This is a genomic window from Pseudonocardia sp. ICBG162, from assembly GCF_020496225.1.
GTDB lineage: Bacteria > Actinomycetota > Actinomycetes > Mycobacteriales > Pseudonocardiaceae > Pseudonocardia > Pseudonocardia alni.
This window is the reverse complement of record NZ_JAHLJD010000031.1, coordinates 256,409-277,978: the sequence shown is the minus strand read 5'-3', so window position 1 is coordinate 277,978 and position 21,570 is coordinate 256,409. Positions and strand designations below refer to the sequence as shown.

At 75.3% G+C, this 21,570-nt stretch carries 17 protein-coding genes; 6 read left to right on the top strand and 11 right to left on the bottom strand.

Features of this window, described 5'->3' with window-relative positions; genetic code table 11:
• Positions 1 to 64: 64 nt before the first annotated feature.
• Positions 65 to 802: a response regulator transcription factor gene (locus KPL60_RS26060; protein ID WP_062397435.1), complete on the top strand. Its 738-nt coding sequence runs from the start codon at positions 65 to 67 to the stop codon at positions 800 to 802.
• A gap of 265 nt (positions 803 to 1,067) precedes the next feature.
• Positions 1,068 to 3,194: a PhoX family phosphatase gene (locus KPL60_RS26055; RefSeq protein WP_226367494.1), complete on the top strand. Its 2,127-nt coding sequence runs from the start codon at positions 1,068 to 1,070 to the stop codon at positions 3,192 to 3,194.
• 46 nt (positions 3,195 to 3,240) lie between these two features.
• Here KPL60_RS26055 and KPL60_RS26050 read toward each other — a convergent pair whose 3' ends face one another.
• A complete protein-coding gene (locus KPL60_RS26050) occupies positions 3,241 to 4,011 on the bottom strand; it encodes a hypothetical protein (protein WP_226367493.1) in 771 nt (256 codons plus the stop codon).
• Between the two features lie 281 nt (positions 4,012 to 4,292).
• Between KPL60_RS26050 and KPL60_RS26045 the strand changes: the two genes are divergently transcribed.
• On the top strand, positions 4,293 to 5,636 hold the full coding sequence (locus KPL60_RS26045; protein WP_226350032.1) for an MFS transporter: 1,344 nt from the start codon (positions 4,293 to 4,295) through the stop codon (positions 5,634 to 5,636).
• A gap of 44 nt (positions 5,637 to 5,680) precedes the next feature.
• On the opposite strand, the gene KPL60_RS26040 is transcribed toward KPL60_RS26045, so the two are convergent.
• The 6 genes from KPL60_RS26040 to KPL60_RS26015 all read right to left on the bottom strand — a co-directional run bounded on the left by KPL60_RS26040 (position 5,681) and on the right by KPL60_RS26015 (position 12,664).
• Positions 5,681 to 5,965 carry a hypothetical protein gene (locus KPL60_RS26040; protein WP_208820499.1) on the bottom strand — a complete coding sequence of 95 codons (285 nt, stop codon included), beginning with the start codon at positions 5,963 to 5,965 and terminating at the stop codon, positions 5,681 to 5,683.
• Between the two features lie 390 nt (positions 5,966 to 6,355).
• The gene (locus KPL60_RS26035; protein ID WP_226367492.1) at positions 6,356 to 8,401 is read right to left on the bottom strand and encodes an NAD(+) synthase; all 2,046 of its coding nucleotides are present in this window, start codon (positions 8,399 to 8,401) and stop codon (positions 6,356 to 6,358) included.
• Positions 8,402 to 8,425: 24 nt separating this feature from the next.
• Positions 8,426 to 8,698 carry a hypothetical protein gene (locus tag KPL60_RS26030; protein ID WP_073578537.1) on the bottom strand — a complete coding sequence of 91 codons (273 nt, stop codon included), beginning with the start codon at positions 8,696 to 8,698 and terminating at the stop codon, positions 8,426 to 8,428.
• 13 nt (positions 8,699 to 8,711) lie between these two features.
• Positions 8,712 to 9,899, bottom strand: a complete 1,188-nt coding sequence (locus KPL60_RS26025) for an esterase family protein (RefSeq protein WP_226367491.1) — start codon at positions 9,897 to 9,899, stop codon at positions 8,712 to 8,714.
• Positions 9,900 to 9,924: 25 nt separating this feature from the next.
• Entirely contained in the window at positions 9,925 to 11,622 is a 1,698-nt protein-coding gene (locus KPL60_RS26020; RefSeq protein WP_226368237.1) for a phosphatidylglycerol lysyltransferase domain-containing protein, read from the bottom strand.
• 109 nt (positions 11,623 to 11,731) lie between these two features.
• A complete protein-coding gene (locus KPL60_RS26015) occupies positions 11,732 to 12,664 on the bottom strand; it encodes a hypothetical protein (protein WP_226350035.1) in 933 nt (310 codons plus the stop codon).
• A gap of 296 nt (positions 12,665 to 12,960) precedes the next feature.
• Between KPL60_RS26015 and KPL60_RS26010 the strand changes: the two genes are divergently transcribed.
• Positions 12,961 to 13,743, top strand: a complete 783-nt coding sequence (locus KPL60_RS26010) for a DUF2382 domain-containing protein (protein ID WP_226367490.1) — start codon at positions 12,961 to 12,963, stop codon at positions 13,741 to 13,743.
• A 24-nt stretch (positions 13,744 to 13,767) separates the two neighbouring features.
• Here the strand turns inward: KPL60_RS26010 and KPL60_RS26005 are convergent, their stop codons facing one another.
• The 4 genes from KPL60_RS26005 to KPL60_RS25990 all read right to left on the bottom strand — a co-directional run bounded on the left by KPL60_RS26005 (position 13,768) and on the right by KPL60_RS25990 (position 17,389).
• On the bottom strand, positions 13,768 to 15,153 hold the full coding sequence (locus KPL60_RS26005; RefSeq protein WP_226367489.1) for a HAMP domain-containing sensor histidine kinase: 1,386 nt from the start codon (positions 15,151 to 15,153) through the stop codon (positions 13,768 to 13,770).
• Entirely contained in the window at positions 15,150 to 15,839 is a 690-nt protein-coding gene (locus tag KPL60_RS26000; protein WP_226367488.1) for a response regulator transcription factor, read from the bottom strand. Before KPL60_RS26000 ends, KPL60_RS26005 begins: the two co-directional genes overlap by 4 nt.
• A gap of 35 nt (positions 15,840 to 15,874) precedes the next feature.
• Positions 15,875 to 16,264, bottom strand: a complete 390-nt coding sequence (locus tag KPL60_RS25995; protein WP_226350039.1) for a hypothetical protein — start codon at positions 16,262 to 16,264, stop codon at positions 15,875 to 15,877.
• A 63-nt stretch (positions 16,265 to 16,327) separates the two neighbouring features.
• Positions 16,328 to 17,389, bottom strand: coding sequence for an alpha/beta hydrolase (locus tag KPL60_RS25990; RefSeq protein ID WP_226367487.1), 1,062 nt, complete (start codon positions 17,387 to 17,389; stop codon positions 16,328 to 16,330).
• Positions 17,390 to 17,608: 219 nt separating this feature from the next.
• On the opposite strand from KPL60_RS25990, the gene KPL60_RS25985 reads away from it, so the two are divergent.
• Positions 17,609 to 18,778: a lipase family protein gene (locus KPL60_RS25985; RefSeq protein ID WP_226367486.1), complete on the top strand. Its 1,170-nt coding sequence runs from the start codon at positions 17,609 to 17,611 to the stop codon at positions 18,776 to 18,778.
• Positions 18,779 to 18,921: 143 nt separating this feature from the next.
• Positions 18,922 to 21,498: a rifamycin-inactivating phosphotransferase gene (rph, locus tag KPL60_RS25980; RefSeq protein WP_226367485.1), complete on the top strand. Its 2,577-nt coding sequence runs from the start codon at positions 18,922 to 18,924 to the stop codon at positions 21,496 to 21,498.
• Positions 21,499 to 21,570: the final 72 nt, after the last annotated feature.

Below are 21,570 nucleotides of genomic sequence, written 5' to 3'. Positions count from 1 at the left end.
TTGCCGCATCGGGACGCCGGTTGGTGTTCCTGCGATGACGCAACAGATCCACCGGAGGACAGCGATGACGCTCGAAGCCGTTCGTGAGGCCACCGATCTGCGTGCCGGCCGCGGGGCCGACGGCGCGGATGTGATCCGCCGCGCGGCCCGGGTACTCGTCGTCGACTCCGAGCCGGTCGTCCGGCACGGGCTGCGCGCCCTGCTGACCGCCGAGCCCGACCTGGCCCCGGCCGGCGAGGCCGCCTCCCCGCGCGACGCCCTGATGGCCGCCGAGCGCGCCCGCCCCGACGCGATCATCGTCGACATCGAGTTCGCCCGCGACGAGCGGCCCGGCCTCGACCTGGTGCGCGCGCTGCTGGAGCGCTGCCGCGGGGTGAAGATCCTCGTGCTGACCGGCTGCCGTGACCGCGACTCGATGATGCGCACCGTCCGCCTGGGTGTCCACGGCTACCTGCGCAAGGGCGCCGACACCGCCGAGATCGTGCGGGCGCTGCGCACGGTCCTGCGCGGCGAGGGCGTCTTCGACCCGGGCACCGCGAGCGCGGGCCCGCTGCAGGTGCTGCGCGACACCGACCCGGCGCCGTCGCCCACGCCGGACCTCTGCAAGACCTCGCTGCTGACCGACCGCGAGAACCAGGTCCTGCGGCTGCTCGCCGTCGGCCTGTCCAACCGCGAGATCGGGACCCGGCTGCGGATCTCCGAGGCCACCGTGAAGTTCCACGTGCGGAACCTGCGCGACAAGCTCGAGGTCCGTCGTCGCACCGAGATCGTCTACACCGCCGCCCGCCAGGGCATCGTCTGATCCCGCCGGGCCGGGGCGAGGCACTCGCCCGCCCCGGTCCGTGCCCTCGTCCAGCGCACGACGCGACCGGCGCGGTCACCCATCGGGTGGCCGCGCCGGTCGCGTTGCGTGGTCGACACCACCCCGTCCGGGGATGCGTTCACCCGGCGGCCACCTTCTCCTCACCCCACGGGAGAACGGGGGTGTTGGGATGCGGAGGAAACGGACGGTTCCGAACGGACCGGACCGGACCGCGTCATCCCACCACGACCCCAGGAGGACGACCGTGGCCCACAGCTGCCCCGGCGACGCCCCCCAGGCCGGCTCCCGCCGTGCCCTCCCGCTCCTCGACCGCGTGCGGCACGGACGTCAGGGCCTCACCTGCCGCTACCGGTGCGGCGACGCCTGCTCGCGGCCCGAGCCCAACCCGTCGTCGAACGCCTACTTCGGTGACGTCATGCAGGCCGTGCTCGACCGGCGCGGGATGCTCCGCGCCGGTGCGGTGATCGGCCTGGGCGCCGGGGCCGGTGTGGCCCTGGCCGGCACCGCCTCGGCGGCCGAGCCCGCCCCGGCCGCGCCGGCCCATCCGCTCGGTGCCGACGTGGCAGCGCCGGCGCAGGCCCGGCCCCCGCGCGGGCTGCAGTACGAGACGGTCGCGCCGAACCTCGACGACGCGATCCGCGTGCCGGTCGACTACGCGAGCAACGTCGTGATCCGCTGGGGCGACCCGATGTTCCCGGACGCGCCGGAGTTCGACTTCGAGAACCAGACCGCCGCCGCGCAGGCCCGCCAGTTCGGCTACAACAACGACTTCTGCGGGATCCTGCCGATCGACGGCCCCGGCCGCCGCTACGTCATGTTCTCCAACCACGAGTACACGCTCGAGCCGCTGATGTTCCGCGGGTACGACGAGGACGCCCCCACCCCCGAGCAGATCCGGATCGGCATGGCCGCGCACGGCGGCGGCGTCGTCGAGGTGACCCGCGACCTGCGCACCGGCGAGCTGCGCTACGACCGCAACGGGAAGCTCAACCGGCGCATCACCGCCGACACCGAGATGGTGCTCGACGGCCCGGCCGCCGGTGCCGAGGTGCTGCGCACGAAGGCCGACCCGACCGGGCGCAGCGTGAAGGGCATGATCGGCAACTGCGCCGGCGGCACCACCCCGTGGGGCACCTTCCTGTCCGGCGAGGAGAACTTCGACGGCTACTTCGCCTCCGGCCCGGTCACCGACGAGCGCGCGAAGCGCTACGGCTTCGAAGAGGGCGCCTCGGAGCGCCGGTGGGAGCGTGTCGACCCGCGCTGGGACCTCGCGCAGGAGCCGAACGAGGCCAACCGGTTCGGCTACATCGTCGAGATCGACCCGCACGACCCGCGCTCGAAGCCGGTCAAGCACACCGCGCTCGGCCGCTTCAAGCACGAGGGCGCCACCGTCGCGCTCACCCGGGACGGGCGCCCCGTCGTCTACATGGGCGACGACGAGCGCTTCGACTACGTCTACAAGTTCGTGTCGGACAAGCGGATGCGCCGTGGTCACAGCCGGGCCGCCCGCGAGCACAACGCCACCCTGCTGTCGTCGGGCACGCTCTACGTCGCGACGTTCACCGGGGACAGCCCGGCCGCGGAGATCACCGGCACCGGGACGCTGCCGCGCGACGGCCGCTTCGACGGCTCCGGGCAGTGGAAGCCGCTGGCGTCGACCACGAAGTCCTACGTGGACGGCATGAGCGTCGCCGACGTCTTCGTGTTCACCCGGCTCGCCGCGGACAAGGTCGGCGCGACGAAGATGGACCGCCCGGAGGACGTGGAGCCCAACCCGCGCACCGGGAAGGTCTACATCGCCTGCACCAACAACTCCGACCGCGGCAAGGCGGGCGCCAAGGCCGGTCCGGACGAGGCGAACCCGCGCAACGCCAACCAGCACGGCCACGTCATCGAGCTCACCGAGACGCGCGACGACCCGGCGGCGACGACGTTCGCCTGGAACATCCTGCTGGTCTGCGGGAAGCCCGACGACCCGTCGACGTACTTCGGCGGGTTCGACAAGTCCCAGGTCAGCCCGATCACCTCGCCGGACAACGTGGCGTTCGACCCCTACGGCAACCTGTGGATCTCGACCGACTCCAGCCAGGCGCTGGAGATCAACGACGGCCTCTACGGCGTCGTGCTGGAGGGGCCGCAGCGCGGCTCGACCCGGCTGTTCGCCAGCGTCCCGGTCGGCTCGGAGTGCTGCGGCCCGGTCGTCACCGAGAACTTCGTGCTGGTCTCGGTGCAGCACCCGGGCGACGTCGACGACGCCTCACCGGAGAAGCCCGCGTCGCACTGGCCCGACGGCGGCGCCGCGCAGCCGCGTCCGGCCGTCGCCGCGATCCGGCACCTGAAGGACGGACGCCCGGCGAAGATCGGCGTCTGAGACCACCGCCGCCCGGTCCGTGCTCCGCCGCGGACCGGGCTGCGGGTCAGGCGCAGCGGCCGAGGTCCGGCTCGCCGGACCCGGCGCGCTCGTCGAACGAGATGTGCACGTGGTCGTAGTGGTTCGCGGTGTCGCCGCCGCGGTCCTCCATCGTCGACCACCCGGAGCCGTCGTTCATGCGCTGCTCCCAGATCACGTACTTCACGCCGAGCTCGTCGGCGTTGGCCAGGGCGCAGTCGGCGATGCGGTCGCCCTTCTGCCCGCGCACCATGATGTCCAGGGCGTGTCCGGTCGGGTGGTCGGAGGCGTTCGCCCGGTTCGCGACGCCGATCAGGTCGGTCTCGCCGTAGGCGCAGCCGAGGAACTCCGCGGCGTCGGACACCCAGTCCTTCACCCGGCCCAGGTCGTCGAGGTCGAGCCCGCACGACGGGTCGTTCAGCCCGCGGGCGGCGAGCGCGGCGGCGGCCCTGGCCTGCTCGGCGGCCTCCTGCGCCAGGCCCTGGGCCTTGCGGGCCGCGGCGAGGCTCGCGTCCGCGGCCGGGTCGAGCAGGCCCGCGTCGCGGACGATCTCGGCGCCGAACACGGGCGCGGAGCGGGGAGTGTCCGCGGCGGCCGCGGCCTCGGCGAACGGGCTACCGAGGTCGCCCTCGGACACGTCCTGTGCGGCCAGGCGCAGGTCGGCCTCGGCCGGCCCGAAGCCGAGCCCGGTCACGGGCGTGACGACGGCGAGCGTGCCGCTCGCGACGGCGGCCGCGGTGGCGACGTGACGCAGACCGGGCCCCAGCCCGGCCTGCGCCCGATGTCGGTGTCGGGGCACGACGGTCTCTCCTCCGGCACGCGGACCGGCCGGGCTGCGGGGGAGCGTCGGGATCGGGGGATCCCGGCCCGTCGGGGGGTACCGGACCGCGTGTTCAGTGACCGGACGGTAGCGAATGTCCCGTGATGTCCGATCTTCGCGGACCGTTCGTGGCGACGACCGCACCCGGCCGTGCGACGAGTGGCGCGGATCGGGCACCCCGGACGTCTTTACCCGACCGGACGTTCGGTGCAAAAGTAGCGCGGTCCGGGACACCGCCGTCCCGGGTCAGGGGAGGACGCATGACCGAGCAGCAGGCCGGGCCCGGCGCGGGCCCGACGAGTGCCGCCGACACGACCGGCTCCGCGCCCGCGCAGGTGCGCCGGGTCGCCGCGACGAGCGCGATCGGCACGACGATCGAGTGGTACGACTTCTTCATCTACGCCACGGCCGCGGCCCTGGTGTTCAACAGCCAGTTCTTCACCACGATGTCCGCGGCCTCGGGCACCCTGGCCGCGTTCGCGACCCTCGGGGTCGGCCTGGTGGCGCGTCCGCTCGGCGGCATCGTGTGGGGGCACTTCGGCGACCGCCTCGGCCGCAAGAAGATGCTGGTCTTCTCGCTGCTGCTGATGGGCGTGGCCACCGTCGGCGTCGGCCTGCTGCCCACCTACGGCCAGATCGGCGTCGCGGCGCCGGTGCTGCTCGTCGTGCTGCGCCTGCTGCAGGGCCTCTCGGCGGGCGGTGAGTGGGGCGGCGCCGCGCTGATGGCGGTCGAGCACGCCCCGCCCGGCAGGCGCGGGCGCTACGGCTCGTTCCCGCAGATCGGGGTGCCCGCCGGGCTGATCCTGGCCCAGCTGGTGTTCCTCGTCGTGTCCAACCTGACCACCCCCGAGCAGTTCGCCGCGTGGGGCTGGCGGATCCCGTTCCTGCTGTCGATCCTGCTGGTCGTCGTCGGGCTCGTGATCCGGCTGCGGGTAGAGGAGAGCCCGGTGTTCGCGATGCTGCGGCAGAACCGCGGCCGCAGCCGCGCCCCGATCCTGGAGGTGTTCCGGCACCGTCCGCGCGAGCTGGTGCTGGCCTCGGTCAGCTTCGTCGCGAACAACGCGATCGGCTACATCTTCCTGGCCTACCTGCTCTCCTACGGCACCCAGGTGCTCGAGGTCCCGCGGAACACCATGATCGTCGTCGTGATCATCGGCTCGCTGAGCTGGCTGGTCAGCATCGTCGCCGGCGCGATCTGGTCCGACCGGGTGGGCCGCAAGCGCGCCTACCTGGTGGGCTCGGTGCTGCTCGTGGTGTGGCCGGTGCCGTTCTTCCTGCTGCTCGACACCACCGGGTTCGCCGCGATGGTCGTCGCGGTCGTCGTGCTCACGGTGGGGCTGGGCCTGTCCTACGGCCCGCAGTCCGCGTTGTTCGCGGAGATGTTCGAGGCCCGCTTCCGCTACAGCGGCGCCTCGTTCTCCTACGCCGTCGGCGCCGTGCTGGGCGGCGGGTTCGCACCGCTGATCGCCGCCGCGCTGCAGCAGGGCTACGGGACGTCGATGGCGGTCGCGGCCTACATGGTCGTCGTCGCCGTGATCTCGCTGGTCGCGGTCCTGCTCATCCGGGAGACGCACCGCCCGGACGCGCCCGCCCGGCTCTCCTGACGACGACGGCGCCCCGGACCTGGTGTCCGGGGCGCCGGAGCGGCCTAGATCGAGCGGTGCCGGCCGTTGCCGAGCGGGGCCGAGAGGTCCCGGGCCCGGCGACGCCCGGCCACGGTGCCCTCGGCGGGCCGTTCGTCGACGGTGCCGGGACCGCCGGAGGACATCGAGCGGGCCTGCTCGGCCAGCTCGCGGGTCACGCAGGGCCAGGTGGCGCTGACCCCCGTCGCGTCCCGGCACTCACGGCAGAAGCCCTGCGCGTCGGGGGTGTGTTCCGCCAGGGTCCGCTCCAGCAGATCCGGCATCTCGGACAGGATGTTCGCGAGTGCCACGACTCACCTCCAGGTCGAATGCGGGCGACAGTAGTGGTCGGGTTCACCCGCCCCCGGCAGGGCGGGGGGCCCGTCGGCCGGTGCCCGCCGATCCACTCAGGACCCGGTGTTCGCGCTGCTCGCGAGGGGTGCGCGGGATCGCGCCGGGGCTCTCCGCCGGTCCGGTCGCCCGGTGTGGCGCCGCCCCGTCGGCACAGGGCGGCCCCGTCCGCTCGGTGAACCGTGTCACCGATCGGCGACCGGTGCCGGCGACACGACGACACGCACCACTGCTGCGCCGGACGTGTGATCGGATCACCCGTCGTCGCCGCCGGACGGCCCAGTGGGCCACCCCCGTCCGGACCCGGGGCGCTGCGGCGTCCGCGTTCGCGCCCCGTGACCGGGCCGCCCTCAGCCGGCCGGGACCTCCCGCTCGATCTCGTCCAGCCAGATCGTCGCCGACAGGTCCGAGGGTGCCCGCCAGTCCCCGCGGGGCGACAGCGCGCCGCCCGCGGACACCTTCGGCCCGTTCGGCAGCGCGGAGCGCTTGAACTGCGCGAACTGGAAGAACCGCCGCGCGAAGACCTGCAGCCAGCGCCGGATCTCGGCGGGGGAGTAGGCGGGCCGCTCGTCGTCGGGGAACCCGGGCGGCCACCGGCCCGCGGCGGCGTCGGACCAGGCGTGCCCGGCCAGGAACGCGATCTTCGACGGCCGGAAGCCGTGCCTCAGCGTGTACCAGAGCGTGAAGTCCTGCAGCGCGTACGGACCGACGGTGGCCTGGCTGGACTGCACCTCGGTCGTCCCGTCCGAGGGCACCAGCTCCGGGGTGATCTCGGTGTCGAGCACCGAGCGCAGCACCGCCGACACCTCGTGCGGGAACTGCTCGGAGGAGATCACCCAGCGGATGAGGTGCTGCATCAGCGTCTTCGGGACGCCGCCGTTGACGTTGTAGTGCGACATCTGGTCGCCGACGCCGTAGGTGGACCAGCCGAGCGCGATCTCCGACAGGTCCCCGGTGCCGAGCACGATCCCGCCGCGCTGGTTCGCCAGCCGGAACAGGTAGTCGGTGCGCAGCCCGGCCTGGACGTTCTCGAAGGTGACGTCGTAGACGGGCTCGCCCCGGCCGAAGGGGTGGTCGATCTCCGACAGCATCGTCCGCGCGGTGCCGGTGATGTCGATCGTGGCGAAGGTGACGCCGAGGGCCTCGGACAGCGCGACGGCGTTGTTGCGGGTGTGGTCGGAGGTGGCGAAGCCGGGCATGGTGAACGCGAGGATGTCGGTGCGCGGGCGGCCGAGCCGGTCCATCGCCCGCGCCGCGACGATCAGGGCGTGGGTGGAGTCGAGCCCGCCGGACACGCCGATCACGACCTTCGGCTGGCCGATCGCCCGCAGCCGCTGCTCCAGCCCGGCGACCTGGATCGAGTAGGCCTCGAAGCAGTCCTGCTCGAGGCGCGCCGGGTCGGCGGGCACGAACGGGAAGCGCTCCACGGTGCGGCGCAGGCCGATGTCGTGGCCGGGCGGGTCGAGCCGGAACGCCACCGTGCGGAAGGCGTCGGTGCGGGCGGCGTGGGTGCGGCGGTTGTCGTCGAAGGTGCCCTGGCGGCGCCGCTCGCCGGCGATCAGGTCCAGGTCGACGTCGGCGACCGCGTGCCGCGCGCCCTGCGGGAAGCGCCCGGACTCCGCGAGCAGCACGCCGTTCTCGTAGATCATGGTCTGGCCGTCCCACGAGACGTCCGTGGTCGACTCGCCCTCGCCCGCGGCGGCGTAGACGTACGCGGCCAGGCAGCGCGCCGACGCCGAGCGCGACAGCAGGTGCCGGGTGTCGGCCCGACCGACGGTGATCGGTGAGCCGGACAGGTTCGCCAGGACCGTCGCCCCGGCCAGCGCCGCCTCCGCCGACGGCGGGATCGGCACCCAGTAGTCCTCGCAGATCTCGGCGTGCAGCACGAAGCCGGGCAGGTCCTCGGCGGCGAACAGCAGGTCCGTACCGAAGGGCACGTCGGTGGCGCCGAGCCGGATCGTGGCGCCGCGGACGTCGTCCCCGGGGGCGGTCTGGCGGCGCTCGTAGAACTCGCGGTAGGTCGGCAGGTAGGACTTCGGGGCGACGCCCAGGACCCGGCCCCGGTGGATCACGACCGCGCAGTTGTAGAGGCGGTGGCGGTACCGCAGCGGTGCCCCGACCACGAGGACCGGCAGCAGGTCCGCCGTCGCCTCGACGAGGGAGAGCAGCCCGGTCTCGACGGTCTCCAGCAGCGTGTCCTGCATCAGGACGTCCTCGATGGAGTAGCCCGAGAGCGTCAGCTCAGGGAACACCACCAGCCCGACGCCGTCGTCCGCGCAGGTCCGGGCGGTCTCCAGCACGGCGGCGACGTTCGCGGCCGGGTCGGCCATCGTGGTGTGCAGGGTCGCCGCGGCGGTGCGCAGGAAGTGGTGGCGGTAGACGGAGCGGAAGTCCACGCCGTCATTCTGACCGGTGGGTGGTCAGCTCCGTCGACCCGCCAGCATCCGCGCCGCCGCGCAGGCGACCCCGGTGGCGACGAGCAGCCCCAGCAGCACCGCCCAGCCCGCCCCGACCGAGCCGCCGGCCAGCACGACTCCGAGCGAGCCCAGCCACGCCAGCGGCACCAGCAGCCACAGCGCCAGGCCGTGCAGCACCTTCGGGATCTCCCCGACGCCGGCCGCGATCACGATCCACACCACCCCGGCGAGCAGCCCGCCGACGAGCAGCAGGGTGCCGACTCCCTCCCAGACCACGTGTGTCTCCTTCCTAGGGGTCGGGCAGCGGCAGCACGCGCTGCGGCACACCGGGCCCGTCGTCGATCGTGACACCCGCCGGCGTCGCGGGCGGGGCCAGCGGCCCCAGCAGGTGCGCACCCAGCCAGTCCACCAGGTCCGGCAGCTGCGCGCGGACGGCGTTCTGGTTGTGTCCGCCACCCGGGTAGAGCCGGGTGTCGACGGTCACCGGTGGCGCGGCGGCCGCGCGGATCCGGTCCGCGGCGGCCCGCTCCTCGGGTTCGTCGGAGCCCGCGGTGACCAGCATCGCCAGCGGCGCGGGCCGCTCGCCCAGCAGCGCGACGACGTCGTTGGCGGCGGCCAGGTCGGGCCGCCCGGCGAACAGCTCCCCGGTGACGACGTCGTCGGGGGTGCGGTCGTAGCCGCTCTGGCTGACCGCGAGTGCGTAGGTGCGCGGGTGGCGCAGCGCCAGGTTCATCGCGCAGTAGCCGCCCGAGGACCAGCCGGCCAGCGCCCAGGCGCCGCGGTCGGGCCGCACCCGCAGGTGCCGGGTCGTCCAGTCGACGAGGTCGGTGGTCAGGTAGGTGTCGTCGGCCGCGCCGTGCTGGGCGTCGACGCACTCCTGGTCGTGGCCGAACCGGGGCTCGCCGTTGATGTCGGGGATGACCAGCACGACCGGCGGGATGCGGTGCGCGGCGATGGCGGCGTCGAGCACGTCGGGCACCTTGAACAGGGCGGCCACCTCACGGGGCTCGCCGGGGAACCCGGGCAGCCACTCGACGACCGGGAACCGCGCCCGCGGGTGCTCGGTGTAGCCGGGCGGGAGGTAGACGTCGGCGTCGCGGTCGATGCCGGACACGGCCCCGTGCAGGGTCATGTGCAGCGTGGAGCCCAGCCCCTGCGCGGAGCGGGCGGCGACCAGCGGCATCGCCGCGTCGAGGCCCGCACCGTCCGGGCCGATGTCGGCGACCGAGCCCTCGCCGGGGTCGGGGGAGGACCCGATCAGCGAGCCGACGGTGGGGAAGAAGCCGCCGAGCAGGTTCGCCCCGGCCCCGGCGGCCGCGAGCACGGCCACGGCCGAGACGGCCACGAGCAGCGTCCGGGCCACCCGGCGCAGCCGGTGCCACGCCCCACCGGTGAGGACGAGCAGCAGCACCGCCGCGACCGTCGGCACGACCACCGCGGCGACGACGTCGAGGCGCAGCTCGGAGGCGTGGATCACGGCGCCGCCCCCGCGCGGACCCGGCTCACCGGCGCAGCAGCCGCAGCAGCGCCGGCGGGCGGCCGCCGAAGCCCTCGGCCTCGAGCACGACGAACAACACCCGCGGCAGGTCGCGGACGGCGGGGAACAGCACGTAGCGCGGGTACCAGCTCGGGCGGAACTTCGCGTTGAACCGGTAGAGCGAGTCGATCTGCCACCAGCGCGACGCGATCCGCAGCACCCTGGCCCAGCCGCGGGCGACCGGTCCGGCACCGATCCGCTCGCCGCGCTCCAGGGCGGAGCGGAACATCGCGAAGTTCAGCGACACCCGTTTCACGCCGTGGTCCTTCGCGGCCGCCATCAGCTCGGCGATCATCAGCTCGTTGATGCCGTTGTCGGCGTCGGCGTCGCGGACCATGAGGTCCAGCGAGAGCCCGTCGCGGCCCCAGGGGACCAGCTGCAGCATCCCGGACGGCTCGCCGTCGCGGAGCGCGGTGACGATCACCGCGTCCGGGTCGGAGGGGTCCGCGACCCGCGAGGACGCCATCGAGAAGCCGCGCTCGTCCTCGGCGCCGCGCCAGCGGTGCGCGCGCTCGGCGACCCGCATCCGTGCGGTCTCGTCGAGGTCCCGCAGCCGCGTCACCTCGACGGTGTGCCCGCTGCGCTGCATCCGGTTGACGGTCTGGCGGACCCCGCGCATGGGGCGTCCGTCCAGGCTGAACGACGCCGTCTCCAGCACCGCCTCGTCGCCGAGCTCGAGGGCGTCGAGACCGGCCTTGGACCAGGCGGTCGCGCCGCGCTCGGAACAGCCCAGCACCGCGGGCGACCAGCCGTAGCGGGTGCAGATGCCGAGGAAGGCCTCGATCGCGCCGGGCCACGCGCCGACGTCGCCGACGGGGTCGCCCGAGGCCAGCGCGACCCCGGCGAGCACCCGGTAGGACACCGCGGACTTGCCGCCGTGGGCGAACACCGCGGCCTTGTCACGGCGCAGGGCGAAGTAGCCCAGCGAGTCGCCGTCGCGCTGGTCGAGCAGGGCGCGCAGGCGCTGCTCGTCGTCGGGGTCGAGCGACGGGCGCGGCTCCGGCGAGCGCAGCAGGTGGTACCCGGCGACGACGAGCGCGACCACCCCGAACGTCAGTCCGATCGCCGAGGTCAGGTCGTCGAGCCACACGGCGCGCTGCTCGAACTGGACCGGGCCGGTCACCCCGATCAGCGACAGCGCCGCGTGTGCGGCCTGCGCGGCGATCGACGGGTCGCCGACGAGCCGGCGCGGGTTGAGCGCGAGCAGCACCCAGACGATGAGGAAGCCGGACAGACCGAACTGCAGCAGCGACCGGACCGACCGGCCGAGCCCGCCCGGGTCCTGCCGGGCGACGAAGTAGCGGCGCGTCGCGATCAGCGCCGCCAGCAGCGCGACGACCAGCACCGCGGGCCCGATGCCGCGCCGCTGGTCCAGCACGTGCAGCAGGTTGACCACGACGAGGAACGTCGTCGTCGCGGTCGCCACCCACCAGGCGCGCTGCTTGCGCCGGCGCAGCCCGGTGGCCAGCAGCAGCAGGCCGACCCCGGCGAGCGCGGTCACGACCAGCGACGCCAGGCCCAGCCCCGCGGGCAGGCCCAGTGTGCTGCGCAGCTCGCTGCCGATGACCCGGCGGGGCGCGGGCAGCACCGCCGCGACGACGGTCAGCGCACCGACGATCCGGGCCGCCCACACCACGGCGCGGACGACGGCGGCCTCGGACAGCCGTCGTCTGCGGGCCTCCGGGTCCGGCGCCGGGGCCGCTCCGCGGGTGCGGACGTCCCCGTGCTCGTCCCGGTGCTCGTCCCCGGTCGTCCCGGGCGGGCCGGAGCCCTCAGAGCCCGTCACGCGTTCCTCCTGTCGATTCCGTCCCCGGTGGCGGACCACCGGCGACGCCCGAACGGGCCACCGGACCCGGCAGCCGGGCGCCGAGCGCGTCCAGCTCCGCGGCGACGACGTCGGCCGCCGGTGTCCCGGGCGCCGCGGTCACCGACCCCGACGCTAGCGCCGGGCCCGGCGGCGGCGCGCCCGGCACCGGGTCATCCTGCGTCGCCGCGGTGCGCACGACGACCAGGTCCAACGGATCGGGCGAACCGGACGCGGGGGCCGGGCAGCCGTCGCCGCCGGGTGGCCCGGCCGCCGTCGCGACGTCGGCGCGCTCGGCGAGCGCCCGGCCCAGCGGGCACCCGGGGCCCTCGGGCGGACCGGCGAGGGCCCACGCGGCCCGGTCGGTCCGCAGCACCGGCGAGCCGGCCGCGACCGCGGCGGCGCGCAGCCGGGACACCGGCACCCGGTCGGTCCACAGCACCACCACGGCCGGCATCCGGCCCGCGGTGACCGCGGCGTCGACGGCGGCGTCGACCGCGGCCGACCCGTCACCGGGTCCGGTCCACACCAGGACGGGGTGGGCGAGGTGGTCGTCGTAGCCGGGCGGCAGGTGCACGGGCACGTCGACGCCGTCGACGGTCAGCACGGTGTCCCGGCCGGGTCCGGTGACCGGCGGGGCGGGTGGCGCGGGCAGCCCGCCGCGGTCCGGTCCGGCGGCCAGCGAGGCGGGCGTCGGGTAGAAGCCGAACCAGGCGTTCGTCCCCACCGCGAGGGCGAGCACGACGAGCGCGACCACGGCCGGCAGCGCGGCCGCCCGCACCGCGGGCCGCCACCGGGCCCAGCGGCGCACGAGCAGTACGAGGGTGAGCGCGGCCGTGCCCGCGACGGCGGTGACGGTGACGGCCGACCCGAGCGGGAGCAGTGCGGTCCCGGCGAGCACGTCACCACGATTCCACGCCGGTTCCGGGGGCCCGGCGGCGGGATGATCCGTCCCCGTCGTCGGGAACGTCCTAGATCAAGTCCAGAACAGACCGTCCCAAACATGCCGTCCGGGGTCGCCCGCGACGGGAACGCGCTACACCCAGCGTTGTCGCACAAGCGATCCCGTGGGGCCGGGTGGATGACGGCGGTCACACGGACGACGGGGAACGGGGCATCCGCCGCATGCCGGGGCGGTTCCGGGCCGACCCCACCGGTGTTCGACAGCATTCGCACCGAGCCACGGAGGACAGCAGCATGATCACGAAGGACATGACCCGGGAGCTCATCGGTCGTCAGGTCGTCGACAACCACGGCGAGAAGGTCGGCAAGATCGGCCAGATCTACCTGGACGAGCGCAGCGGTGCCCCGACCTGGGCCACGGTCAACACCGGGCTGTTCGGCACCAAGGAGAGCTTCGTGCCGCTGCAGAACGCCGACGTGCACGACCGCGACGTCGCGCTGGGCGTGGAGAAGAAGGCCGTCAAGGACTGCCCGCACGTGGGCCGCTCCGACGAGCGCCTGACCGGGTCGGAGGAGGACGAGCTCTACCGCCACTACGGCATCGGCACCGGCAACGGCCGCACCGACGCCCGCCACGCCACCGGTGAGCGCACCGACCGCGACCGCACCGACCGCACCGCCCGTACCGGCGACGACGCGATGGTCCGCCACGAGGAGAACCTGCGCGTCGGCACCGAGACCGAGGAGACCGGCCGCGTCGCGCTGCGCAAGTACGTCGTGACCGAGGACCAGACCGTCACCGTCCCGGTGTCGCACGAGGAGGTCCGCCTCGAGCGCGAGCCGATCGACGGCACCGAGGCGAAGGCCCGCCCGGGCGCCATGGGCGAGGCCGAGCACGAGGTGACCCTGCACCGCGAGCGCCCGGTCGTCGACAAGACCACCGAGGCCGTCGAGAAGGTGCGCCTCGGCACCCGCACCGTCACCGAGGACGAGAAGGTCTCCGACACCGTGCGCAAGGAGCGCATCGAGGTCGACGACCCGCAGCACGCCCTGCCCCGCGACGAGCGCCGCAGCTGAGCGACGCACCGCGCCACCGGCGCGTCACCGGAGCCCGCACCTCGGGCCCGGTGACGCGCCGGGCCCATGTGCGGGCCCGGCCGCCGCGAGCCGCACCGTGAAGCACGCACCGCCCTCCGGTGCGGGGCCCGCCGTGACGGTGCCGCCCATCCGGGTGACCAGGCCGTGCGCGAGTGCCAGGCCGATCCCGCCCAGCCCGACCGGGCGACGGCCGTCGTAGCGGTCGTGGAGCAGGCCCCGTTCGAAGGCCACCGGGTAGTCCTCCGGGGCCAGGCCGGGGCCGCCGTCGCGGACCTCGACCGCGCCGTCGCCGTGGACGGCGAACACCAGTGCGGCCCCCGGCGGGACGACCCGCACCGCGTTCTCGGCGAACCCGTCGAGGACCTGCCGCAGCCGGCGCGGGTCGGCGAGCACCGGCCCCACGTCGGGGGCGGTCTCGGTGCGGAACGCGATCCCGGCCCCCGCGCACCGTCCGCGCCAGACCTCGGCCGCCTCGTCCACCAGCGCCACCGGGTCGACGATCTGCAGGTCGACCCGGACGTCGTCGGCCTCCAGCCGGGCGAGGTCGATGAGATCGGCGACCAGCCGGTCCAGCCGCAGTGCCTCCCGCACCATGACCTCGCCCGCGCCCGGCACGTCGTCGCCGGTGACCACGCCGTCGGCGAGGGACTCGGCCAGCCCGCGGACCGCGGTCAGCGGGGTCCGCAGCTCGTGGGACACCGAGAGCAGGAACCGGCGCTGACGCCCCTCGCTGCGGGCCAGCGCGTCGGCGAGCTCGTTCACCGCGGCGGCGACGTCGGCGACCTCGGCCGGGCCGCGCACCGGCACCCGCACGTCGCGCGCGCCGTCGGCCAGCTCGCGGGCCGCCCGGGCGGTGCGCCGCAGCGGACGCGCCAGCACGGTGCCGGCACCGGCGCCCACGAGGATCGCGGCCAGCGAACCGGCCAGCAGCGCGAACCCGAGGGTGCGCCCCAGCAGCGGGCTGCCCAGCGGCCCCCGCTCCGGGGCGCGGACCAGGGCGAACGCCGACCCGGCCGCCGGGCGGGCCTCCACCACCCAGCCGGTCCCGTCGGCGGTGACGACCGCGGACACCGGCCGTCCGGCCAGCGCCCGCGCCGCCCCCGCGCGTTCCAGCGCCCGGGCCAGCACCGGGTCGGCGACCGGGTCCGGCAGCGCGACGACGGCGATGTCCTGCCCCCGCAGCAGCGGCTCGACCGCGGCGAGGGGGACACCGGCGTCGAGCTGCCGGGCGACGACGTCGGCCTGCTGGGCCAGCGCCTCCTGGGTGACCTGACGCGCGGTCCGGTCGACGAGCACCAGCGTCACCACCGAGCTGACCAGCACCGCGAGGAGCGCGACGAGCAGGCAGGCCAGCGCGACGCGCCACGCGGTGCTGCGCCGGCCGGTCACCGGCCGACCTCGGCGGCGTAGCCGACGCCGCGCACGGTGCGGATCGGGCAGTCGCCACCGAGCTTGCCCCGCAGCTGCGCGACGTGGACGTCGACGGTCCGGGTGCCCGCGTGCGCGGCGTACCCCCACACCGAGGACAGCAGCTGCTCGCGGGAGAACACCCGGCCCGGGTACCGGGCGAGGTGGGCGAGCAGCGCGAACTCGGTCGCGGTCAGGGCGACCTCGTCGTCGTCGACCAGGACCCGGCGGGTGACGGTGTCGACCCGGACCCGGCCCAGCACGAGCGGGCCCGGTGCGGGACCGGTGCCGCGGCGCAGCACGGTGCGCAGCCGGGCCATCAGTTCGCGCGGGCTGAACGGCTTGACCACGTAGTCGTCGGCGCCGATCTCCAGGCCGAGGACCCGGTCGACCTCGTCGTCGCGGGCGGTGACGAACAGGACGGGGGTCCAGTCGTCGTCGGCGCGCAGGCGGCGGCACACCTCGATGCCGTCGAGGCCCGGCAGGCCGACGTCCAGCACGACCGCGACCGGCCGGTGCCGGCGGACCAGCTCCAGCGCCGCGGACCCCTCGGCCGCGGTGAGCACGGAGAACCCGTCACGGCGCAGGTACAGGCCGATGAGGTCGACGATGGCGGGCTCGTCCTCGACCACGAGGACGAGCCCGCGTCCACCCGGGCTGGTCTCCACAGGGGCGATCCTGGCACCGCCGGGCCGGGGACCGGTCAGGAACCGCCGCAGTCCGTCTGCTGGACGTGCTCCAGCTGGCCGCGCAGCGTCCCGAGTGCGCTGGTCCGCCCGGCCTGGTCCGAGATCCGGGCGGCGAGCACGTCGGCCTCGGCGGTGTGCCCGGCCGTCCGGGCCGCCTGCTCCCGCGCCTGCATCCAGGCCGTCGAGCCCTTCACGGTGGCGTCGCCACCGATCCGGGTGGTCTGCTTGTCGATCCGGGCGATGGCGTGCGGCAGCCGGTCGCACGTCTTCGTGTCGGCGGCATTCGTGGTGGCCGGTGCCGAGGTACCGGAGGCCGCCGAGGCCACGCCCGCGCCGGTGGCGAGCAGTGCCGTGGCCAGTGCGGCGCCCGCGGCGCCGGTGATCCACTTCGTCCTGGTCCGCATCGGGTTCCTCCTGTCGAGCCCGGCCGGTGCGGCCGGGACCTCACCGACGGTGCTCCCCGTAGATCAGGACCGGGTGCTGCTCGTGTTCGGATCCGGTAAGGGCGCCGGGACCGGGGAGGCGAGCAGGGCGAACGCCGTCCGGAGCGCCCCGGCGGCCTCGGCGACGGCCTGGCGGGGCCGCACCCCGATCCCGAGCGAGGTCGCGAAGCCGTGCACGAGGTCGGGGTGGCGGCGCAGCGTCGCCGGGACGCCCGCCTCCCGCATGCGGGTGACCAGGTGCTCGCCCTCGTCGCGCAGCGGGTCGAACCCGGCGGTCGCGACGTAGGCCGGCGGCATCCCGGACAGGTCGCCCTCGGCGATCCGCAGCCGTGGGTCGTCGCGCATCGCCTCGGGCACGTACCAGCCGGCCATCGCCGCGATCGCCTCGCCGGTGAGCAGGAACCCGTCGCCGAACAGCTCGCGTGAGCGGGTGTGCCCGTCGAGCTCGGTGACCGGGAAGAACGCCAGGCAGAACACCGGACGCCCGGCCGGGTCGGCGCCGTCGCGGCTGGTCTCGCGGGCCACCGTCAGCGCCAGGCTCGCCCCGGCGGAGTCCCCGCCGACCGCGATCCGGCCCGGGGCCGCCCCGAACTCCTCCGGGTGCGCCGTGACGTGCGCGAACGCGGCCAGGCAGTCGTCGACGGCGGCCGGGAACGGGTGCTCGGGCGCCAGCCGGTAGTCCACCGACAGCACCCGGGCGCCGGACTCGGCGGCCAGCGTCGCGCACAGCTCGTCGTGGGTGTCCAGGTCGCCCGCGACGAAACCGCCGCCGTGCACGTAGACGAGCAGCGCGCCGTCGACGACGTCGGGTCCCGGCGGCGGCACGTACAGCCGCGCCCGCAGGTCGGCGACCGCGCCGGGGACCGTGCGGTCCTCGCGGCGCACCCCCGGCTCCTCGGGCCCGGCGACGACGCGGTCGACGAACGACTGGCCCGCCCGCATCTGCTCCGGCGGCGGGACCGGCTGCGGCCGGCGCGGGGTGAGCAGCCGCAGCAGGAGCTGGATGTCGAGGTCGAGCTGCTGGCCGTCGCGACGGACGGGCGGGCCGGCGATCGCCCGCTTCACCGGCTTCGGCAGGGCCAGCACACCGCGCAGGGCTCCTCGTGCGACACGTACCCGATGATCCACGGTGACCTCCCGCGTGTACCCGATCTTCACCCTCGATTGTGGCACCGGGTGCCGTTGCGTGCCGCTCGTCGCGGCACGGATCACCCGCCGCTGCCGTTTCGCAACCTTCGTCCCCCGTTCCCCGGCGGACGGGTGCTCGTTCAGCCCAGTGGAGATCATCTGCGGAGGGGGACGGGCATGAGGACGAGGCTGCGTGCGACGGTCGTGGCGGGGGTGGTGGCGGTCGTCGCGGCGGTGGTCGCGGTGCCGCAGGCACTGGCCTCGCCGGACGGACCGGGGGGCGAGGGTGCGCCGGGTGACGTCGTGTCCGCGGAGCGGGTCCTCACCCCGACGGTGCCCGCCGCGACGGCGACCCGGATCCTCTACCGCAGCCTCGACACCGACGACCGGCCGATCACGGTGAGCGGGATCGTCCTCACCCCGCTCGTCCCGGCGCCCGGGCCGACCCGGGTCGTCGGCTTCGCCGCGGGGACCCAGGGGCTCGCCGACCGCTGCGCGCCGTCGCGGCAGCTGCAGGCCGGTACCGAGTACGAGGCCCCGGCGATCGGTGCGCTGCTGACCAGCGGCTACACCGTGGCCGTCACCGACTACGAGGGCCTGGGCACGCCCGGCGAGCACACCTACGTCAACCGCGCCGCGCAGGCGCACGCCCTGCTCGACGTGGCGCGCGCCGCCCAGCGGGCCGGTGTCGGCGTGCCGGAGGACGCCCCGACCGCGCTCTACGGTTACTCCCAGGGCGGTGGCGCGTCGGCCGCCGCGGTCGAGCTGGCCCCGGAGTACGCCCCCGAGCTGAACCTCGTCGGCGCCTACGCGGGCGCGCCGCCGGCGGACCTGCGTGCGACCGGCCGGGCCCTGGAGGGCGGCCCCGCCGTCGCGCTGCTCGGCTACGCGGTGTCCGGGTTCGACGCCGCCTACCCCGACCTGGGGGTGCAGGACCTGCTCAACGACCGCGGCCGGCAGGTGGTCACCGAGCTGCGCGAGCAGTGCACCCAGGACTCCGCGCTGCGCTACCCGGGCCTGCGTTCGGAGTCGCTGTCCGCCGACGGACGCCCGATCTCGGCGTTCCTCGACGAGGAGCCCTTCGCGAGCCGGGTCGACGAGCAGCTGATCGGGCGTCGCACCCCCGAGGCGCCGGTGCTGATCGTGCACAGCGTCGCCGACGACATCGTGCCGTTCGGCCAGGGCGAGGAGCTCGCCGAGCGCTGGTGCGCCCGCGGCGCCGACGTCGAGTTCCGGCCGTCGCCCGTCCCCGGCCACCTCGGCGGGTACCCGGAGGGGCAGGCCCGTGCGCTGGCGTTCCTGCAGGCCCGCTTCGCCGACCTGCCGACGACGCCCACCTGCCGCTGACAGCCATGGCGGGAGTCCCTCCCGCCATGGTCAACGTATAACGCAGCGGGGGACTTGCGGCAAGACCCGGTGGCCGCGCCAGACTCTGCGCCCGGCGCCGTGACCTGCGGCGTCGTGGTGACACGGGGGTGGGCGTGCACGGGGTGCTGCTGCAGTTGGGCGAGGTCGGCCGGGACCGGCTCGCCGTCGTCGGGGGGAAGGCCGCGCACCTGGGGGAGCTGACCCGGACGGCGGGGATCACGGTCCCGGGCGGCTGGTGCGTGACCACCGGCGCCTACCGGGCCGTCGTGGAGGGTGCGCCCGGGTTCGACGCGTTGCTGGACCGCCTGGCCGGCCTGCCCGCCGACGACGCCGACGGGCTCGCCGCGGTCGCCGCCGAGGTCCGCGGGCTGGTGGCGTCCCGGCCGGTCCCCGACGACGTCGCGGCGGCGGTCGCCGCGGCGGTCGGTCGGTCCCCGGCCGGGACGGCGTGGGCGGTGCGCTCCAGCGCGACCGCCGAGGACCTGCCGACGGCGTCGTTCGCCGGGCAGCAGGACTCCTACCTGAACGTGGTGGGCGCCGACGCCGTGCTCGACCGGGTGCGGGACTGCTGGGCGTCGCTGTTCACCGACCGCGCCGTGGCCTACCGCCGGCGGCGCGGCCTGGATCACCGCGCCGTCGCGATGGCGGTGGTGGTCCAGGAGATGGTCGTCCCGGACGTGTCCGGGGTGCTGTTCACCGCCGACCCGGTGACCTCCGACCGGACCGCGACCGTCGTCGAGGCGGTGCCCGGGCTCGGTGAGGCACTGGTGTCCGGGCTGGTCGCGGCGGACGGGTGGACGGTGCGCGACGGCACCGTCGTCGACCGGCGCGCCGCACCGCGGACCGTCGCGGTCCGGCCCGCGCCCGGTGGGGGCATCCGGACCGAGCGGCTCGGCCCGCACGACGACTCCCCGCTGCTCACCGACGACCAGGTCCTGGAGCTGGCGCGCCTCGGCCGCACGATCGAGGCCGGGCTCGGCGGCCCGCAGGACGTCGAGTGGTGCCTGTCCGGCGGCCGGTTCCAGGTCGTCCAGAGCCGCCCGATCACCACGCTGTTCCCGGTCCCCGACACCGACGACGACCGCCTCCACGTCTACCTGTCGGTCGGCTACCAGCAGATGATGACCGACGCGATGCGCCCGCTCGGGCTGTCGTTCTGGCAGATGACGACGCCGCGCCCGATGGCCGAGGCGGGCGGGCGGCTGTTCGTCGACGTCACCGCCGCGCTGGGCACCCTCTCCGGTCGCGACGGCCTGCTCGCGGTGATGGGCCGGTCGGACCCGCTGATGACCGACGCGCTGCGCACCGTGCTCGACCGCGGCGCGGTCCCGCTCGGCGAGGACCCGGCGACGCCCGCCCCGGTGCACGGCGCGCCGACCTCCGAGCCGCTGGACCCGGACCCCGCGCTCGTCGCCGAGCTGGTCGCCGAGGTCCGGGCCTCGGTGGCGGACGCGGCCCGCAGGATCTCCGGCCGCGTCGGGCCGGAGCTGTTCGCCGCCGTCCGCGCGGACATCCCCGAGCTGCGGGCGCGGCTGAACAACCCGCGCAGCACCCGGGTGTTCATGACGGCGATGGACGCGGCGTACTGGATCGACGAGCACGTCGGCGAGTGGCTGGGGGAGCGGCCGTCGGACGTGCTGACCCGGTCGGTGCCCGACAACGTGACCTCGCAGATGGGGCTCGCGCTGCTCGACGTCGCCGACGCGGTCCGCCCGTACCCGGCGGCGGTGGCGCTCCTGCGCGAGGGACGGGAGGACGTGCTCGACGCGCTGGGGTCGGTCGAGGGCGGCACGGTGGCCCGCGACGCGATCGTCGGCTGGCTCGACGCCTACGGGGCCCGCTGCGTCGGCGAGATCGACATCAGCCGGCCGCGGTGGCACGAGCGCCCGGCCGCGCTCGTGCCGCTGATCCTCGGCCACGTCGACGGCGAGGAGCCCGGCGCCGGGCGCCGCCGGTTCGAGCAGGGCCGCCGCGAGGCCGAGGCCACCCGCGACGACCTGCTGGCCCGGCTGCGGTCGGGGACCGACGGCGAGGCACGGGCCGCGCGGACGGCGCTGATGATCGACCGGCTGCGGACCTTCATCGGCTACCGCGAGTTCCCCAAGTTCGGCATGGTCTCGCGCTACGCGGTCTACCGGGCCGCGCTGCTCGCCGAGGCCGACCGGCTCGTCGCCGCCGGGGTGCTCGACGACCGCACCGACGCCTACTACCTGCGGTTCGACGAGCTGGAGCAGGTCTCGCGCACCGGGCACGCCGACCTCGCGCTGGTGCGCGCCCGGCGGGCGGAGTTCGCCGCGTACGAGGCGCTGACCCCGCCGCGGGTGCTGACCTCCGACGGCGAGTGCCTGCAGGGCTCCTACCACCGCGACGACGTGCCGCCCGGAACGCTCGCCGGGCTCGCGGTGTCGGCCGGGACGGTCGAGGGCCGCGCCCGCGTCGTCGCCGACCTGTCCGGCGCCGCACTCGAACCCGGGGACGTGCTGGTCACCACCTACACCGACCCCAGCTGGTCACCGGCGTTCGTGACGATCGCCGGGCTGGTCACCGAGGTCGGCGGGCGGATGACCCACGGCGCCGTCGTCGCCCGCGAGTACGGCCTGCCCGCCGTGGTCGGGGTCGAGGACGCGACCCGGCTGATCCGGGACGGTCAGCGGGTCCGGGTGGACGGCGGGAGCGGGCTGGTCGAGATCCTCGGCTGAGACATGTCGAGAACCGGGGACCGGCTCCGTCCCCGGGACGGACGCGGCCACCGGGGCCGCGCGATCGGGAGG

Bases quoted from the DNA above. Each gene is read 5' to 3' on its own strand.
- KPL60_RS26060 (WP_062397435.1), top strand. From the start codon at position 65: ATGACGCTCGAAGCCGTTCGTGAGGCCACCGATCTGCGTGCCGGCCGC.
- KPL60_RS26045 (WP_226350032.1), top strand. From the start codon at position 4,293: ATGACCGAGCAGCAGGCCGGGCCCGGCGCGGGCCCGACGAGTGCCGCC.
- KPL60_RS26010 (WP_226367490.1), top strand. From the start codon at position 12,961: ATGATCACGAAGGACATGACCCGGGAGCTCATCGGTCGTCAGGTCGTC.
- KPL60_RS25995 (WP_226350039.1), bottom strand. From the start codon at position 16,264: ATGCGGACCAGGACGAAGTGGATCACCGGCGCCGCGGGCGCCGCACTG.
- KPL60_RS25985 (WP_226367486.1), top strand. From the start codon at position 17,609: ATGAGGACGAGGCTGCGTGCGACGGTCGTGGCGGGGGTGGTGGCGGTC.